Genomic DNA, 16,226 nt, shown 5'->3' with positions numbered 1-16,226 from the left:
AGGATCACCGCCATGAGTGCCAGGTTACGGGCGATCGCCCAGGAAACGGTCAAGATCGCTGAGCAGGGTCACTACGAGGGGCCGGATGGTCGCGTCGAGATCGCGGGCCAGGTCGCGAAGTCGGTCGCCGCCACCCGGCTCTACCTTCCGGACGATGACCTGCCCGAGCCCGTCACCACGCCGAATCATCACCCGAAGGTCGAGGTCACGCCGGAGTCGACGCTCTGGGCCGCCCGTCGGCTCGGCGGCGACCCGGCGGTCCTCAACTTCGCCTCGGCCCGCAATCCGGGCGGGGGATTCCGCACCGGCGCGCAGGCGCAGGAAGAGAGCCTTGCCCGTGGCTCGGCCCTCTATCCCTGTCTGCTGGCGGCCGGCGACTTCTACGACCATCACCGCGGCAATCCGTCGCTGCTCTATACCGACCGGGTCATCTACGCACCGTCCGTGCCGGTGTTCCGCGATGACAAGGGCCGGATGCTGTCCGCGCCATATCCCGCCTCGTTCCTGGTTTCGGCGGCGCCGAATCGTTCCGCGATCGCCCGCAACCAGCCGGATTCGCTCCCCGCGATCCGGGCGACCCTGGCCGGCCGGGCCGCCCGGGTGCTCCGGGTCGCCGCCGCCCACGGCCATCGTGAGCTGGTCCTCGGAGCCTGGGGCTGCGGCGTCTTCGGCAACGACCCGGCCGAGGTCGCCCAGGTCTTCGCGGAGACTCTGGCCGCCAGCCCGTGGTTCGACCTGGTGGTCTTCGCCGTGCTGGACCGTGCCGGCACCACCCGCAAGGCCTTCGAGGAGGCGCTCATGCCCAGCTAGTAAACGGTGCCCCGACGCCCGACGCCCGACGCCCGACGCCCGACGCCCGACGCCCGACGCCCGACGCCTGACGTGCGGCGAGCGGCGTGCGGCCTGCGGTGCCCGACGCCCGGCGTGCGGCGAGCGGCGTGCGGCCTGCGGTGCCCGACGCCCGGCGTGCGGCGAGCGGCGTGCGGCCTGCGGCCTGCGGCCTGCGGTGCCCGACGCCCGGCGTGCGGCGAGCGGGGGCGGCGGGCGCCGAGCCGCACCCGACGAGCGGGAGAGGGGAGCAGTGGCCGGGAGCGGGGAGGTGTGCTGGTGGCTGGTCGGCGAGCAGGTGCGATGGCGAGTGGTGGGTGTGCTCACGCTCGGCTGGTGGGCTGGTGGGCTGGTGGGCTGGTGGGCTGGTGGGCTGGTGGGCTGGTGCGCTGACGCCCGCTGGTGGGCAGGCGCGGTGGGTGTGCGGCGGTGGGCAGGCGTGCGGCGGGCAGGGGGGCACCCAGCTAGTAAATATCTGTTTACTTAGTCATGGTGTGGGCGTTGTTCCAGCGACGGTTCGGGCGCATGCAATGCAGGGGTGAAGTTGATCAAAGCTGCCACCTGCCTGGCCTGCGCTGTTGCTCTCGGTGCCGGCCTCACCGCATCTCCCGCGCTCGCCTATGACAAGAGTGGCCACCACGCTGCCCACGAGAACCAGGGTCAGCATCAGATTCCGTTCACCGCGGCGACGGTGACTCAGAACGCCGACGGCACCTTCACCATTGCGTGGGCGGCGCAGGGGGCTCGGAACGTGACGGTCTACGCCGGTGTGAGCCGGGACCGTATCGAGCGCCGTAAGCCGGTTGCTCGGGGTGGGGCGAAGGCCACCGTCACGGTCAAGAGCCTGGGGGAGGCCGACCGCTGGTGGTTCGAGCTGGTGCCGGACCGCGGGGAGTCGCTGACGCTGGCTGACCGTTCGCTGCATCTGGCGTCGGCGCCGAACTTCCGGGACGCCGGTGGGTACCGGACCGCGGACGGGCAGTGGGTCAAGATGGGCGTCATCTACCGGTCCAACTCGCTGGCCGCGCTGACCGACGCGGACGTGGCCAAGCTCAAGCGTCTCGGCATCCGGACCGACATCGATTTCCGTACGCCGTCGGAGATCGCTGCTGGTCAGGACAAGGTGCCGGCGGGGGTGACCTACATCAACGCGAACGTGATCGGTACCAGTGACGCCAGCGGCGGCCTGGGCACCATCGATCTCACCACCGACGCCGGTGGTGTCGCGATGATGGTGGCCGGGGAGAAGGCGTTCGTCTCGTCGGACTCCGGGCGCGCGTCCTACCGCACGCTGTTCACGACCGTGGCCGACCGTCGGGCCGCGAACGTGCTCTACCACTGCACGGCGGGCAAGGACCGGACCGGCTGGGCCAGTGCCGCGATCCTGACCGCGCTGGGGGTGCCGCGTGCGACGGTGCTGCGGGACTACCTGCTCAGCAACACCTACAACGCGGCCTCGAACGAGGCCACGCTGGCCCAGATTCCGGCCGTGATCCGGCCCGGATACAAGGCGGTCCTGGACGTTCGCGAGGAGTACCTGCAGTCCGGCTTCGACGAGGTCACCGCCGAGTACGGCAGCTTCGACGGCTACCTCCGCACGGGGCTCGGGCTGAACGCCAAGGACCTGCGCGAGCTGCGCGCCCAGCTGCTGGTCGGCTGAGGCCCGACAAGAGGCCGGACCTGCAAGGCGAGACCGCACGAGCGCGGACGCAAGAGCGAGACCGCACGAGCGCGGACGCACGAGCGCGGACGCACGAGCGAGACCGCACGAGTGCGGCCGCACATCACGACCGCAAAGTCAAGGGCCCTTTCCCGTACGCGGGGAGGGGCTCTTCGCGTAAGCGGAAGTGATCAGAAACCCATGACCTTGCATTAGGTATGTCCTCATACCTAATAATCGTCATGTGACCGATGACGCCGTTGCCCTCATGCACCTGGCCCACCAGCTGCACCGCAGCCTGGACCGGCGGCTGCAGGGCGACTTCGTCCATCCCAAGCCGCCGGAGGCGCAGATCGTTGCGCTCTGGCAGGTCCGTGCGTCGCCCGGGATGACCGTGCGGGAGCTCGCCGCCGAGCTGCAGATGCAGCCGAACAACGCGAGCGCCCTGGTTACTGCCATGGTCAAGAACGGTCTGCTGACCCGGGAGCCGGATCAGCAGGATCGCCGGGTGGTGCGCCTGCACGTCACCGAGGAGGCGCGCGGGCGCATCGACGAGGTGCAGGACCTGTTCAGTGGATATCTGGATGCGGCGCTCGGCGATCTCGACGAGGACGAACAGTCGGCCGTCCGGGCCGCGATCCCGGCGCTGACCAGGATCGCCCGGCACGTCCGCGCAGGTCGGCCGCCACAGGACCGCTGAGTCACGGACCCACACGGCCCGCCTGATCCAAGGACCCGCAGGTCACTGCGAACGCGGGCGGGCCAGGCGGGCCGGATGCGCTGGGCGCGCTGGGCGGGCCGGGCGGGCCGGGCGGGCTGAGCGGGCCGGGTGCGGTGGCGGGCTGAGCGGGCCGGGTGCGGTGGCGGGCTGGGTGCGCTGAGTGCGCTGGGTGGGCCGGGTGCGGTGGCGGGCTGGGTGCGCTGAGTGCGCTGGGTGGGCCGGGTGCGCTGGGCGGATGGATCGCGGTGGATGCGGGCCGCGCCGGGTGGGCTGGATCGATTACGGACTTGCGCGGGACCGGGTGGAACTCGCGGGCTTGCGCGCTTCACGGCGTACCAAAGCAATCGAAGCAAGGATGGAGCATTCATGACCTCGACCGTTTCCGCGGACGTCCCCACCCCGGCGCACTCGCCGCCGCCGGCGGCCGTAGGCCGGCGCGGCAATCCCTGGCTGTCGCTGATCGCGGTCGCGTTCGGACTGTTCATGGTCGGTCTGGACGGCAGTGTGGTGTCGATCGCGAATCCGGAGATCGGCCGCGACCTGCAGGCCAGCACCGCGGAACTGCAGTGGGTCACCAACTCCTATCTGCTGGCGCTCGCGGCCGCGCTGATCCTCGGCGGCAAGCTCGGTGACCGGTTCGGGCGGCGGAAGTATTACCTGGTCGGGGTGGCCGGCTTCACGCTCGCCTCGGTGGCGATCGGGCTGGCCGGGTCGATCGAGGGGGTGATCGCGTTCCGGGCCGCGCAGGGGCTGTTCGGGGCGCTGCTGATGCCGAACACGCTCGGCATCCTGCGCGCGGTCTTCCCGCCGCGGAAGTTCGGCATGGCGGTCGGCATCTGGGCGATGGTCTCGTCCGTCTCGACGGCGCTCGGCCCGATCGTCGGCGGCCTGCTCGTCCAGCACGTGGGCTGGGAATACGTTTTCTACATCAACGCGCCGGTGGGGGTGCTCGCGCTGCTCGTCAGCGCCCTGGTGCTGCCGGAGAGCAGGAATTCCACCGGCAGCCACAAGTTCGACGTGGCCGGGGTGCCGCTGCTCGCGATCGGGCTGCTCGTCCTGGTGTTCGCCGTGGTCAAGGGCGAGGCGTGGGGCTGGGGCTCGGCGCGGACGCTCGGCACGATGGCGGCCGGTCTGCTGGGCCTGATCGTTTTCGGACTGTACGAGAGTCGGCTGGAGCATCCGCTGCTGCCCATGCGGTTGTTCCGGAGCCCGGCGCTGACGATCGGCGCGATCCTCACCGCGGTCAACTTCTTCACGCTGCTCGGCTCGATCTTCTACATCATGCTGTACCTGCAGAACGTCCGCGGGTACAGCCCGGTCTGGTCCGGGGTGCTGACCCTGCCGCTGAGCCTCGCCTCGGTGGTCGCCTCGCCGCTCGGCGCCGCGCTCACCGACCGATTCGGCCCACGCTTCTCGATGCCGCTGGGGATGCTGCTGCAGGGTGCCGCGTCGTTCGGGCTGATCCTGCTCGGCACGGACTCCGGGTACTGGGCGATGTGGCCGTCGTTCATCGGCCTGGGGCTGGGGGTCGGCATGGTGATGTCGGCGTCGTCCGAGGCGATCGTCGGCAACGCCCCGGTCCAGGACGGCGGTGTGGCCGGTGGCCTGCAGGCGACCATGCTGCAGATCGGCGGCGCGCTCGGCACCTCGGTGCTGATCTCGATCATCGGCAGCCGGGCGGGCAGCACCCTGGTGGACTCGCTGACCGGGGCCGGGGTGCCCGCGCCGGTGGCGGCGGGGCTGACCGCCGCGAAGGACGCGGTGGCCATGGGCATTGCGCCGGTGAGCGCGGACATGACCGAAAATGTTCGGGCCGCGGTGATCGACGGCGCGGCGACCGCATTCCTGCACGGCGTGCACGCCGCGGCCCTGGTCTCTGGCGTGTTGTGCCTGGTCGGAGCGCTTGTCGCGGTGGTCGGCATCCGGCGCGGCGCGACGCACTGACGCCCCGCCCGGTGGCGGCGCTCGGCTCCGCCACTGCGCGGCGGCACGCGCTGACCCCCCGCTCGGTGGCGGAGCTCGGCCCCGCCACTCAGCCGGGCGCTCGGGGTGCCGAATGTTCGGATATGAGGCGGTACTGGGCGGATCTCAGTGTCAACGTCAAAATCATGTTCGCGATCTGTGTCGCCGCCCTGGTGGCCCTCGTGATCGGGACGAGCGGGCTGCGCGCGCTCGGCGAGGCCAGCGGCTCGGCGAACGAGATCTACGAGGACAACGTGACCAGTGCCGCGGTGCTCGGTCAGCTGCAGAACTCGATCACCCAGTCCCGCCTCGACCTGACCAACCACGCGGTCCACTCGGACGCCGTCAACAAGGCGAAGTACGAGAAGGAGTTCACCGCCGACCTCGCCGCGGTCGACGAGGAGATGACGAACTACCAGGCCACCGACCCGGCCGGCACGGCGGCGACCATCGAGAACCTGATGACGACCTGGCAGCGGTACGTCGACGTGGCGCAGAACCAGCTGATCCCGATCTCCCGGGCGAACGATCTGGCGAAGTGGCAACAGGTCCGCACGGCCCAGGTCTCCCCGCTGGTCACGACGCTGAAGGACGACCTCACGGCGCTCAACGAGGCGGAAAGCGCCGACGCCGCCTCGGCCGCCGGCGCCGCCCGCGACGGCTACCACCAGAACCGCATCGAGTCGATCCTGCTGCTGGTCGCCGGCATTCTCGCCGCGCTCGGCCTGGGTGTCGTGGTCGCCCGGGGCATCGTCCGGTCGCTGCGCCGGGTCACCACGATCTGCGAGGGCCTGGCCGCCGGCGACCTCACCCAGAGCACCGGGATCACCTCGGCTGACGAGCCGGGCCGGATGAGCCGCGCGCTGGACACCGCGGTGCTGCGGCTGCGCGAGACGGTCACCACCATCGGCGACTCCGCGGTCACCCTGGCCGGCGCGTCCGAGGAGCTCAGCGCGGTCAGCTCGCAGCTGGAGAGCGGCGCCGGCGACGTGGCCGAGCGGGCCGGCTCGGCCAGCTCGGCCAGCGAGGAGGTCAACGCCGGCGTGCAGGCGATCGCGGCCGGCGCGGAGGAGATGAGCGCCTCGATCACCGAGATCGCCGCGAACGCCGCCGAGGCCGCCCGGGTCGCCAACGAGGGCATGGGCGTCGCCGAGCGGACCACCCGCCAGGTCGCCGAGCTCGGCGCGGCCAGTGCCGAGATCAGCGACGTGGTCAAGCTGATCACCACGATCGCCGAGCAGACGAACCTGCTCGCGCTGAACGCCACCATCGAGGCGGCCCGGGCCGGTGAGCTGGGCAAGGGCTTCGCGGTGGTGGCCGGCGAGGTCAAGGAGCTGTCCCAGCAGACCGCGCGGGCCACCGAGGAGATCACCGCGCGGATCACCGCGATCCAGGCGTCGAGCACCTCGGCGACCTCCGCGATCGGGGAGATCACCGACGTGATCCAGCGGATCGGGGACTACACCACGACGATCGCGTCGGCGGTGGAGGAGCAGACCGCCACGACCGGGGAGATGAGCCGCTCGGTCGCCGAGGCCGCGTCGAGCAGCGGCGAGGTGGCCCGGACGGTCACCGGTGTGGCCGAAGTCGCCGCGGCGACCGCCGAGGGAGCGCGCACCACGCAGCAGGCCGCGGCAGACTTGACCAGACTGGCCGGTGACCTCACCAACCTCGTCGGCGGCTTCCGCCACTAGCTCTTGGGGGCTCTTTGAAGATCGACCTGTACGACCGACTGGCCGCCCCGGCGCGCCTGCAGGAGCTCGCGCGCTACGACCTGGCCGCGGACGAGCTGCGATCGGTGCTGGACAAGGTGGCCGAGCGCAGCGCGAAACTCCTGGAGACGCCGGTCTCGCTGGTGTCCGTGCTGAGCGCGGACGCGCAGCAGATCATCGGTTCCTACGGCCTCGGCGAGTGGATCGCCACCGCGCAGGGCGCGCCCGCCGAGTGGGCGGTGTGCAGCCGGACCGTGCTGAACGGGGAGCCCTACTGCGTGGCCGACTTCAGCGACGACCCGGTGCACGCGGCCAACCCGTTCCTGACCACCGTCGGGCTGCGCAGCTACCTGGGCGTGCCGCTGGCGACGCCGGGCGGGGTGATGCTCGGGGCGCACTGCGTGGTCGACTCGAAGCGGCGCATCTACACCGACGTCGACCTGGCGGTCCTCACCGACAGCGCCGAGGAGGCGATGGACGCGCTGCTGCGGCACCGCCGCTGAGTCAGGCGTACCAGCGCCATTCGGTCCGGCGCGGGTGCCCGGGCAGTTCGGCGCGGCCGGTGGCCCAGAGCAGGGTCGGCCACGGGTCGTGGCCGGCCGGCATGTCCGGGAAGAGGCGGCGCAGCACCCGGGCGACCACGTCCGGGTCGGGCGACCAGGCGAATTTCAGGGTCTGTGCCACGTCGTGCAGATGGACCAGGACCTCGACGATGCCCATCGCGGCGAAGCCGGCGCCGTCGGCGACCCCGGACGGGTGGTAGCCGCGCCGCTCCGGCGGGCTGACCTGGACGATCGCGGCCAGCAGGCCGCCGGACGCGTCGAGCACCCGGAGCAGCCCGGCCGTGCCCTGCTCCGGATCGGCGTAGACGGTCAGCGCGGGTGCGACCGGACGGCTGCGCCGGTAGCCCCACGGCACGTACCGATCGGTGGGGGGCTCTTCCGCGGCGAGCTGCCCGGCGTAGGCGAACAGGTCGTCGGCGACGTGCTCGACGGTCTCCCAGCAGGACCACTCCAGGTCGCCGGCGGGCACCTGCCAGTCCTGGTCAGCGACCGTCCGCAAGGCCGCGACGGCGGACGCGACCACGTCGCGGACATCCCCGGAATCCACAAGTGAGTCACCCATGCGGCGGAAGCTACCGCAAAATTGTCATACCCCGCGCGCATTATCGCGGCATGGGAGAAGCAGCCATGCCGATCCGTCGCCGGATCGAGTTGTCCATCGCCGAGACCCGCCTGCGTTTCCAGCAGCTGGTCCGTCTCACCGGGCTGACCGGCCAGGTCATCGTCGTGGTCGACGGCGGCCGGCCGATCGCCGCGATCGTCCCCGCGGCCGACGTGCTGGAGCCACCACCGGTGGTCGAGCCGAAGGTGAAACCGGCCCCGGAGAGCAGCGCCGGCTGGCTCCGCCGGATCGAGAAGGTGCGCGAGGACGTGCGCCGCCAGCACGCCGGCCGGGTCACCGAGCTGTCCCACGCTCTGGACGAAGCGTGGCAGATGCTGGACCAGCGCCATCCGCCCGGCACCGACCGGCACATCGACACCATGCGTGCGGCCCATGGAGACCTGCGCCGCAGTCGGTGATCAATCTCCACCTACCCTATCGGGACGGAGGTAAGATCGTCCAATGGCGCGCCAGCTCGACCTTTTCGTCCCCGGGGTGGTGTTTCTCGACGTCATCTTCACCGGGCTGCGCGAGCTGCCCGGCCCCGGCACCGAGGTGCGGGCGTCCGGGATGGGGTCGTGTCCCGGCGGGGTCGCCAACCTCGCGGTCGCGGCCAGCCGGCTCGGGCTGCACACCGGGCTCGGCACGGCGCTGAGCACGGACGCCTACGGCGAATTCTGCCACCAGGTGCTGGCCGGTCAGGAGGGAATCGATCTCTCCGCGTCCCGCCGGCTCGACGGCTGGCACTCGCCGGTCACCGTCTCGCTGGCCTACGACCGCGACCGCAGCATGATCACCCACGGGCACCCGCTGCCCACCGACGACGAGGGCCTGGTCAACGGGCTGCCCGCGGCCCGCGCCGCGGCGGTGAGCCTGGGCGGGTCCGGCACCGGCTGGGTGCCCCGGGCGAGCCGCAACGGCACGCTGATCTTCGCCGACGTCGGGTGGGACGAGACCGAGCAGTGGGATGTCGACGCCCTGTCGGTGCTGCCCGACTGCCACGCCTTCCTGCCCAACGCGGTCGAGGCGATGCGCTACACCCGCACGAGCACGCCGGCCGCGGCGCTCGACAAGCTGACCGGCCTGGTCCCGATCGTGGTGGTGACCGACGGCGGGGACGGCGCGCTGGCCGTCGACTCGGCGACCGGCGAGGTGGCGACCGTGCCGGGCGTGCCGGTGGAGGCGCTCGACCCGACCGGCGCCGGGGACGTCTTCACCGCCGGGTTCATCGCCGGGACGCTCGGCGGGTGGCCGCTCGCCGACCGGGTGGCCTTCGCGAACCTGGTGGCGGCGCTCTCCGTGCAGCACTTCGGCGGGTCGCTGTCGGCGCCCGGCTGGGGTGACATCGCGGACTGGTGGCAGGCGACGCTGCGGGCCGCCGAGCAGCGGCACCCCGAGTCCACCGAGGGGGAGCTGGCCCGGCGGTTCGCGTTCCTCCCCGAGGTGATCCCGCCCGGCAAGCGCAACGCCGTGCACCGGGCCACCGCCACGATCGCCCGCCTCTCCGACGCGCATGCCTCGTGAGCGGGGCCGGAGCCGGCGGGATACCGTGGCCGGACTGGCCTTTCTCGCGCCGAGCCTGGTCGGCGTCGGCGGGTTCCTGCTGCTCCCGGTCGGGGTCGTGCTCGGCATCAGCCTCGCCCGGTGGGATCTGGTCGGTCCGGCCCACTGGGCCGGCGCCGGCAACTACCGCTCGCTCCTGACCGACCCCGCCTTCGGGCAGTCCCTGGCCGTCACCGCGGTCTTCGTGCTGCTGGTGATCCCGGTGCAGACCGCGCTCGGCCTGGCCGCCGCGCTCCTGCTCGACCAGCGACTGCCCGGCTCCACCTGGTTCCGCGCGATCCTGGTGCTGCCGTGGATCAGCGCGCCGCTCGCGCTCGGCGTGGTCTGGCGCTGGCTGTTCGACCCGTCCGACGGCGCGATCAACGGGCTGCTCGGGCACCGGATCGAGTGGCTGACCAGCCCGACCCTGGCGCTGCCGTCGGTCGCCGCGGTCACGGTCTGGACGAACGTGGGCTACGTGGCGCTGTTCTTCCTGGCCGGGCTGGCCGGCATCCCGCCGCAGTACGCGGAGGCGGCCCGGATCGACGGCGCCGGCCCGTGGCAGGGCCTGCGACGGATCACCCTGCCGCTGCTGCGCCCGACCACGCTCTTCGTCCTGACCACCGGTGTGATCAGCAGTTTCCAGGTGTTCGACACGATCTACGCGATGACCCAGGGCGGGCCGGCCGGGCGGACCACGGTGGTGGCCTACGCGATCTACCGCGAGGCGTTCGTGAACTTCCGGATCGGCCGGGCGGCGGCCATGTCGGTGGTGCTGTTCCTGCTGCTCATCGCGGTGACGATCGCTCAGCAGGGGTATTTCCGCCGGCGGACGACGTACGAGCTGGGGTGACGGATGCGCCGCGCCGTGCTGATCTATCTCGGGCTGGGATCGCTCGCGGTCCTGATCCTCGCGCCCTACCTGCTGAGCGTCCAGACGTCGGTGAAGACGCCGCGGCAGTTCGCGCAGCAGTCACCGCTGACCCCGCCGCACCCGCTGACCGGTGGAAACTATGCGGAGCTGCTCGTCGGCGGGCACAGCCTGATCCCGCCGCTGGTGATCACCGGGCAGGTCGTGCTGGTGGTCGTTCTCGGGCAGCTCACGTGTTCGGTGCTGGCCGCCTACGCGTTCGCGCGGCTCGACTTCCCGGGGCGGGACGCGCTCTTCGGGGTGTACCTGGCGACCCTGATGGTCCCCGCCGTTGCCGTGCTCGTGCCCCGGTTCGTGCTGCTCAGCCGGGTCGGCCTGGCCAACACGTTCTGGGGGATCGTGCTGCCGTCGATGTTCGGGTCGCCGTACGCGATCTTTCTGCTCCGCCAGTTCTTCCGGGCCGTCCCGCAGGAGCTCCTGGACGCCGCGCGGATCGACGGCGCGGGCCACCTCGGGGTGCTGCGCCACGTGCTCCTGCCGCTGAGCCGTCCGATTCTGGCCACCCTGCTGATCATCACGGTGGTCACCCACTGGAACGACTTCCTCTGGCCGCTGGTGATCACCAGCGGGGTGCGCTGGCAGGTCCTGACCGTCGCGGTCGCCGGGCTGCAGAGTCAGTACCAGGGCAACTGGACGCTTGTCACGGCCGCCACCACGCTCGCCACGATGCCGTTGCTGGTGCTCTTCACGATCTTTCAGCGGCACCTGGTCCGGTCGATCACGATTACCGGCCTGAAGTGAGGTGAGCACATGCGACGACTGTTCCCGATCATCGCGGCGCTGCTGCTGACGGCGGGCTGCTCGATCGCCGGCGGCGACGACGCGAACGGGCGGACCACTGTCACGTTCCGGCTCTGGGACGAGCGGGTGGCAACGGCGTACCAGCAATCTTTTTCGGTCTTTGAGAAAGCGCACCCGAAGGTGCGGGTCGAGGTGCAGGTGGTGCCCTGGGCCGACTACTGGACCACGCTGCCGACCGACATCGCGGCGGGCACGGCCGCGGACATCTTCTGGACGAACACGTCGAACTTCGGCCTCTATGCCGACAACGGCAAACTGCTGCCGGTCGACTTCACCGGCGACTGGACGAAATCGGTCGTCGACCTCTACACCCGCGGCGGCCGGCTCTGGGGCGTCCCGCAGCTCTGGGACTCGATCGCGCTCTACTACAACCGGGACCTGGTCAGCCGGGCCGGCCTCGACCCGGCCGCGCTGACCTGGGACCCGACGGTCCCGAGCGACACCTTCCGCGCGGCGCTGCGGAAACTCACCGTCGACAGCGCGGGCAAGCACCCCGGCGAGGCCGGCTTCAACCCCAGGAGCATTGCGACGTACGGCGTGAACGCCGCCCTCGACCAGCAGGCGATCCTCTGGGACTTCGCCGGCTCGAACGGCGGCACGTGGCAGTCCGGCGACCGGTTCACCTTCGCCGACCAGCCGAGGACCGTGCAGGCCGTGCGGTACGTCGTCGACCTGATCGACAAGGAGCACGTGGCGCCGCCGGCCGCGGACACCAACACCGACGGGGAGAAGGCGCTCCGGCTGTTCACCCAGGGCCGGATCGCGCTGTTCCAGTCCGGGCCGTACCACCTGAAGAGCATCCAGGAGGGCGCGAGCTTCCGGTGGGGGATCGCCCCGCTGCTCCGGGGCCCGGCCGGCCGGGTCGGCGTGGTGCACGGGGTGGCCGCGGTCGCCTCGGCGCGGACCCGGCACCGGGACGCGACCGCCGAGGTGCTGCGGTGGATCGGCTCGGCGGACGGGCTGCGGCCGATCGCCGCGGGCGGGTACGCGTTCCCCGGCGTCACCGCGGCGCAGCCGGCGTTCGTCGACTACTGGCGGACGCGGGGTGTGGACGTGCGGCCGTTCCTCGACGCGGCGGCCGGGACGACGTTCCCGGCGCCGGTCGGGCCGCGGGTCGGGGCCGGTGGGACGGCGTACACGCCGATCCTGCAACAGGTCTTCCTCGGGCAGCTCGACGTTGCGCGAGGATTGCGGCAGGCACAGGACGCCGGCAACGCGGCGATGAGGGATTGATGGGCTACCGATGCGGTTGACGATTCTGGGCGGCGGCGGTTTCCGCGTTCCGCTCGTGTACAAGGCGCTGCTCGCCGACCCGGAGCGGACCATCACCGAGGTCGTCCTCTACGACGTGGACCCCGGGCGGCTGGCCGCGATCGGGCGGGTGCTCGCCGCGCTGGGCGACCTGCCGGTGCGGATCACCACCGACCTGGACGAGGCGCTGACCGGGGCGGCGTTCGTCTTCAGCGCGATCCGGGTCGGCGGGCTGCGCGGCCGGGTGGTCGACGAGCGGGTCGCGCTGGCCGCCGGCGTCCTCGGGCAGGAGACCGTGGGCGCGGGCGGGATCGCGTACGGGCTGCGCTCCGTGCCCGAGTCGCTCCGGATCGCCGCCCGCACCGCCGCCGTCGCGCCGGACGCCTGGCTGATCAACTTCACCAACCCGGCCGGGCTGGTCACCGAGGCGATGGCCGGGCTGCTCGGCGACCGGGTGATCGGGATCTGCGACTCGCCGACCGGGCTGGTGGACCGGGTGCTGCGGGCGCTCCGGGTGCGGCCCGGGGACGTGCGGGTGGACTATGCCGGGCTCAACCACCTGGGCTGGCTCTACGGGGTGCGGGACGCCGCCGGGCGGGACCTGCTGCCGGGGCTGCTCGCCGACGAGGAGCGGCTGGCGACGATCGAGGAGGGCCGGCTCTTCGGGAACCTGCGCGAGCTGGGCGCGGTCCCGAACGAGTACCTGCACTACTACTACGACCCGGCGGGCACGCTGGCCGCGCTGCGGTCGGCCGGGCAGACCCGCGGGGCGTTCCTGCGGGAGCAGCAGGAGCGCTGCTACCGGGAGATCGCGTCGCGGGACCCGCTGGACGCCTGGCTGGACGCGTGGCGGGAGCGGGAGGCGACGTACATGGCGGAGAACCGGGAGCTGGCCGGGGCCGGGGAGCGGGAGCACGACGAGTCCCGGCCGGCCGGGTACGAGGGGGTCGCGCTCGCCGTGATGCGGGCCCTGGCCCGGGACGAGCCGGCCGAGCTGATCCTGAACGTCCGCAATCGCGGGACGCTGCCGATCCTGGACGACGACGCGGTGGTGGAGGTGCCCTGCACGGTGGACGCGCGGGGGGCGGCGCCGCTGCCGGTGGCGCCGTTGCCGGACCACGCGGTCGACCTGGTCCGGGCGGTGAAGGCCACCGACCGGCTGATCCTGGCCGCGGTCGCGACCGGCTCCCGGGACACGGCGGTCCGGGCGATGGCGAACCATCCGCTGGTCGGGGACGCGGCGCTGGCCGCCCGGCTGGTCGACGCCTACCGGGCCGAGCTGCCCGAGCTCGCCTACCTCTCCTGAGGTTCCGATCCCGCGATCGGGACCGCCTGGCCGAGGTTGCTGATCAGGGCGTAGACCTGACCGGCGAGCAGGACGCCGAGCAGCGCGCGGGCCACGTGGCCGGGGGTGCCGCCGTCCAGGAGCGGGGCGGTGCCGAGCCAGATCAGCACCGCCGTGACCGCGGCGGCGGCGCCGGCGGCCCGGGCGTGGCGGTCGTAGCCGCTGTACAGGGCGATGATCGACCAGATCAGCACGCTGGCGTCGGCGAAGGCGCCGGCCGGACGCCCGAGCAGGCCGATCAGGACGCACGACGCCAGCGCCAGCCCCGCACCGACGGCGGTCCGGCGCAGGGTCACCCACCCGGAGACAGCAGTGGCGGTGGCGACGTCGGAGACCATCGAATGATCTTGGTGCTCCGGAGTTTCGGTGAGATGTCCAGCAGTTGAACAGCACCTTCGAATCCTCTTCCCGGCCTGGTGGTGTGGAACCGGCCGGCCCCGGACCGGACAGGGGGCCGAGCTGGTGGTGCCGGCCGGCCGGGCCGAGGTGGGCTGGGGCAACACCGGGTCCGGGGCGCGGACCGCGCGGGTGGGCGGACGGCCACGCTCGACGTTCCGGTCGGGGTGCCCTGCCCGGACGGCGGGTCGCCGGCCGCGGGCGGGCGTTGACCGGGACGCGGGTGGCGGGCGCGGGGCTGGTGCCGTACCCACGCAATGGGGGTAACCGGGAGAGGGCGGCGGGGCTGGAGCGGGCTGGATCGGCCCTGGCGAAGCCGGGCCTTCCCGGGGTCACCCTCTGGCGCTGCGGGATACCGGCGAGTAACCTTCGGGCACTCATCGATGGGTGCAGGGGGTGTGCCGGTGCCGCACGTCGAGGTCTCCGCGGGGACCGTTCTCACGATGCTGGGCATGATCTTGCTGGTGGTGCAGCCGGGCGCGATCCCGTTCACCTACGCGGTCGCCACCCGGCACGTCCGGCGCGGTGGCACCCGGCCGGCGCTCGTCGCGGTCGGTGCCTACCTGCTCGGCTGCGTGTTCACGCTGGTCTGCGTCGCGGCGTTCTTCTGCTCGGAGTTCCCGATGCTGTGGTCGCTGGTGCTCGGTTACGTGCCGATGTGGCTCTTCGCGGTGCTGATCCTGCGGCACCAGCCGGAGGCGCAGCCGCGTGGGCTGCACCTCCGAAAGTAGCCGGCCGGCCGATCCGGATCAGGCGGGCACGGGCTCCGCGACCGGCATCCGCGGCGGGATCGTGTGGTCCGCGGCCTTCGTCGGCTTGCGGTTCGGGAAGGACAGGCGGATCACCTTCGCCCACGCCGAGGCGACCTGGACCGGCAGCGGGCCGGTGACGTAGGGCAGGTCGTACTTCTCGAAGAGCGCCCGCACCTTGACCGCGACCTCGGCGTACCGGCTGGCCGGCAGGTCCGGGAAGAGGTGGTGCTCGATCTGGTGCGACAGGTTGCCGGTCATGATGTGCAACAGCTTGCTGCCGGAGATGTTGGCCGAGCCGAGCATCTGCCGCAGGTACCACTCGCCGCGGGTCTCGCCCTTGATCGAGGTCCGCTCGAAGGTGGAGACGCCGTTCGGGAAGTGACCGCACATGATCACCGAGTGGCTCCACAGGTTGCGCACGACGTTCGCGGTGAAGTTCGCGGCCATGGTGTGCAGGAACGACGGGCCGGACAGGGCCGGGTGGATGATGTAGTCCTTCAGCATCTGGCGGCGGATCTTGCGGCCGACCGCCTTCACGTTGGCCTTGAACTCCGGGTCGTTGCGGCGCTTCTTGCTCTTCAGGTTCCGGCCCAGGTTCAGGTCGTACGCGGCGATGCCGTACTCGAAGAACAGCGCGTTGATGAGGTTCCACAGCGGCTGGGCCAGGAAGAACGGCTGCCAGCGCTGGTTCTCGTCGACCCGCATGATGCCGTACCCGAGGTCGTTGTCTTTGCCGACGACGTTCGTGTACTTGTGGTGGATCTCGTTGTGCGAGTGCTTCCACTGGTCGGCCGGGGTGACGTGGTCCCACTCCCAGGTCGTGGAGTGGATCTTCGGGTCGCGCATGAAGTCGTACTGGCCGTGCAGGATGTTGTGGCCGATCTCCATGTTCTCCAGGATCTTCGCCACCGAGAGGCCGGCCGTGCCGACGATCCAGGCCGGCGGGAAGAGCGAGAACAGCAGCACGGCCCGGCTGCCGATCTCCAGGCGGCGCTGCACCTTGATGACCTTGCGGATGTAGGCCGCGTCGCGTTCCCCCCGAACCGCGAGCACCTCGTCCCGGATCGCGTCCAGTTCCCGGCCGATCGACTCGATGTCCTCGGCGGTCAGGTGGCCGATCGGGTTGACTTCCTGGCGTTGCAGCGTCGTCACGAGTTCCTC

16 protein-coding genes are annotated in these 16,226 nt (G+C 71.7%); 13 read left to right on the top strand and 3 right to left on the bottom strand.

What is annotated here, in order from left to right; genetic code table 11:
- Nucleotides 1-12 precede the first annotated feature (12 nt).
- From L3i22_RS38290 to L3i22_RS38265, 6 genes are all read left to right on the top strand, one after another.
- Entirely contained in the window at nucleotides 13-810 is a 798-nt protein-coding gene (locus L3i22_RS38290; protein ID WP_221322344.1) for a TIGR02452 family protein, read from the top strand.
- Between the two features lie 556 nt (nucleotides 811-1,366).
- The gene (locus L3i22_RS38285) at nucleotides 1,367-2,488 is read left to right on the top strand and encodes a tyrosine-protein phosphatase (protein ID WP_221322343.1); all 1,122 of its coding nucleotides are present in this window, start codon (nucleotides 1,367-1,369) and stop codon (nucleotides 2,486-2,488) included.
- Nucleotides 2,489-2,732: 244 nt separating this feature from the next.
- On the top strand, nucleotides 2,733-3,188 hold the full coding sequence (locus tag L3i22_RS38280; protein ID WP_221322342.1) for a MarR family winged helix-turn-helix transcriptional regulator: 456 nt from the start codon (nucleotides 2,733-2,735) through the stop codon (nucleotides 3,186-3,188).
- A gap of 387 nt (nucleotides 3,189-3,575) precedes the next feature.
- Nucleotides 3,576-5,153 carry an MFS transporter gene (locus tag L3i22_RS38275; protein WP_221322341.1) on the top strand — a complete coding sequence of 526 codons (1,578 nt, stop codon included), beginning with the start codon at nucleotides 3,576-3,578 and terminating at the stop codon, nucleotides 5,151-5,153.
- A gap of 122 nt (nucleotides 5,154-5,275) precedes the next feature.
- A complete protein-coding gene (locus tag L3i22_RS38270) occupies nucleotides 5,276-6,865 on the top strand; it encodes a methyl-accepting chemotaxis protein (RefSeq protein ID WP_221322340.1) in 1,590 nt (529 codons plus the stop codon).
- A gap of 14 nt (nucleotides 6,866-6,879) precedes the next feature.
- Nucleotides 6,880-7,386, top strand: a complete 507-nt coding sequence (locus L3i22_RS38265) for a GAF domain-containing protein (protein ID WP_221322339.1) — start codon at nucleotides 6,880-6,882, stop codon at nucleotides 7,384-7,386.
- A gap of 1 nt (nucleotide 7,387) precedes the next feature.
- Here L3i22_RS38265 and L3i22_RS38260 read toward each other — a convergent pair whose 3' ends face one another.
- Nucleotides 7,388-8,008, bottom strand: a complete 621-nt coding sequence (locus tag L3i22_RS38260; protein ID WP_221322338.1) for a maleylpyruvate isomerase N-terminal domain-containing protein — start codon at nucleotides 8,006-8,008, stop codon at nucleotides 7,388-7,390.
- A gap of 65 nt (nucleotides 8,009-8,073) precedes the next feature.
- Here L3i22_RS38260 and L3i22_RS38255 point away from each other — a divergent pair, with 65 nt between their 5' ends.
- Genes L3i22_RS38255 through L3i22_RS38230 form a run of 6 tightly spaced genes read left to right on the top strand, consistent with a single transcriptional unit; the run spans nucleotide 8,074 to nucleotide 13,878 of the window.
- Nucleotides 8,074-8,466 carry a hypothetical protein gene (locus L3i22_RS38255; RefSeq protein ID WP_255657492.1) on the top strand — a complete coding sequence of 131 codons (393 nt, stop codon included), beginning with the start codon at nucleotides 8,074-8,076 and terminating at the stop codon, nucleotides 8,464-8,466.
- Between the two features lie 43 nt (nucleotides 8,467-8,509).
- Nucleotides 8,510-9,571 carry a carbohydrate kinase family protein gene (locus L3i22_RS38250; RefSeq protein WP_221322336.1) on the top strand — a complete coding sequence of 354 codons (1,062 nt, stop codon included), beginning with the start codon at nucleotides 8,510-8,512 and terminating at the stop codon, nucleotides 9,569-9,571.
- A 25-nt stretch (nucleotides 9,572-9,596) separates the two neighbouring features.
- A complete protein-coding gene (locus L3i22_RS38245; protein ID WP_255657491.1) occupies nucleotides 9,597-10,442 on the top strand; it encodes a carbohydrate ABC transporter permease in 846 nt (281 codons plus the stop codon).
- Between the two features lie 3 nt (nucleotides 10,443-10,445).
- A complete protein-coding gene (locus L3i22_RS38240; protein ID WP_221322334.1) occupies nucleotides 10,446-11,261 on the top strand; it encodes a carbohydrate ABC transporter permease in 816 nt (271 codons plus the stop codon).
- A 9-nt stretch (nucleotides 11,262-11,270) separates the two neighbouring features.
- Nucleotides 11,271-12,554 (top strand): sugar ABC transporter substrate-binding protein, encoded by a 1,284-nt coding sequence (locus L3i22_RS38235; protein ID WP_221322333.1) that lies wholly within the window; start codon nucleotides 11,271-11,273, stop codon nucleotides 12,552-12,554.
- 10 nt (nucleotides 12,555-12,564) lie between these two features.
- Nucleotides 12,565-13,878, top strand: a complete 1,314-nt coding sequence (locus tag L3i22_RS38230; RefSeq protein WP_221322332.1) for a 6-phospho-beta-glucosidase — start codon at nucleotides 12,565-12,567, stop codon at nucleotides 13,876-13,878.
- Here L3i22_RS38230 and L3i22_RS38225 read toward each other — a convergent pair.
- Entirely contained in the window at nucleotides 13,866-14,255 is a 390-nt protein-coding gene (locus L3i22_RS38225) for a hypothetical protein (protein WP_221322331.1), read from the bottom strand. The genes L3i22_RS38230 and L3i22_RS38225 overlap by 13 nt on opposite strands.
- A gap of 462 nt (nucleotides 14,256-14,717) precedes the next feature.
- Here L3i22_RS38225 and L3i22_RS38220 point away from each other — a divergent pair, with 462 nt between their 5' ends.
- On the top strand, nucleotides 14,718-15,044 hold the full coding sequence (locus L3i22_RS38220) for a hypothetical protein (RefSeq protein ID WP_221322330.1): 327 nt from the start codon (nucleotides 14,718-14,720) through the stop codon (nucleotides 15,042-15,044).
- Between the two features lie 18 nt (nucleotides 15,045-15,062).
- Here L3i22_RS38220 and L3i22_RS38215 read toward each other — a convergent pair whose 3' ends face one another.
- On the bottom strand, nucleotides 15,063-16,217 hold the full coding sequence (locus L3i22_RS38215; protein ID WP_221322329.1) for an acyl-CoA desaturase: 1,155 nt from the start codon (nucleotides 16,215-16,217) through the stop codon (nucleotides 15,063-15,065).
- Nucleotides 16,218-16,226 lie beyond the last annotated feature (9 nt).

Origin of the sequence: Actinoplanes sp. L3-i22, from assembly GCF_019704555.1 — a bacterium.
GTDB lineage: Bacteria > Actinomycetota > Actinomycetes > Mycobacteriales > Micromonosporaceae > Actinoplanes.
This window is presented reverse-complemented; position numbering and strand designations above follow the sequence as displayed.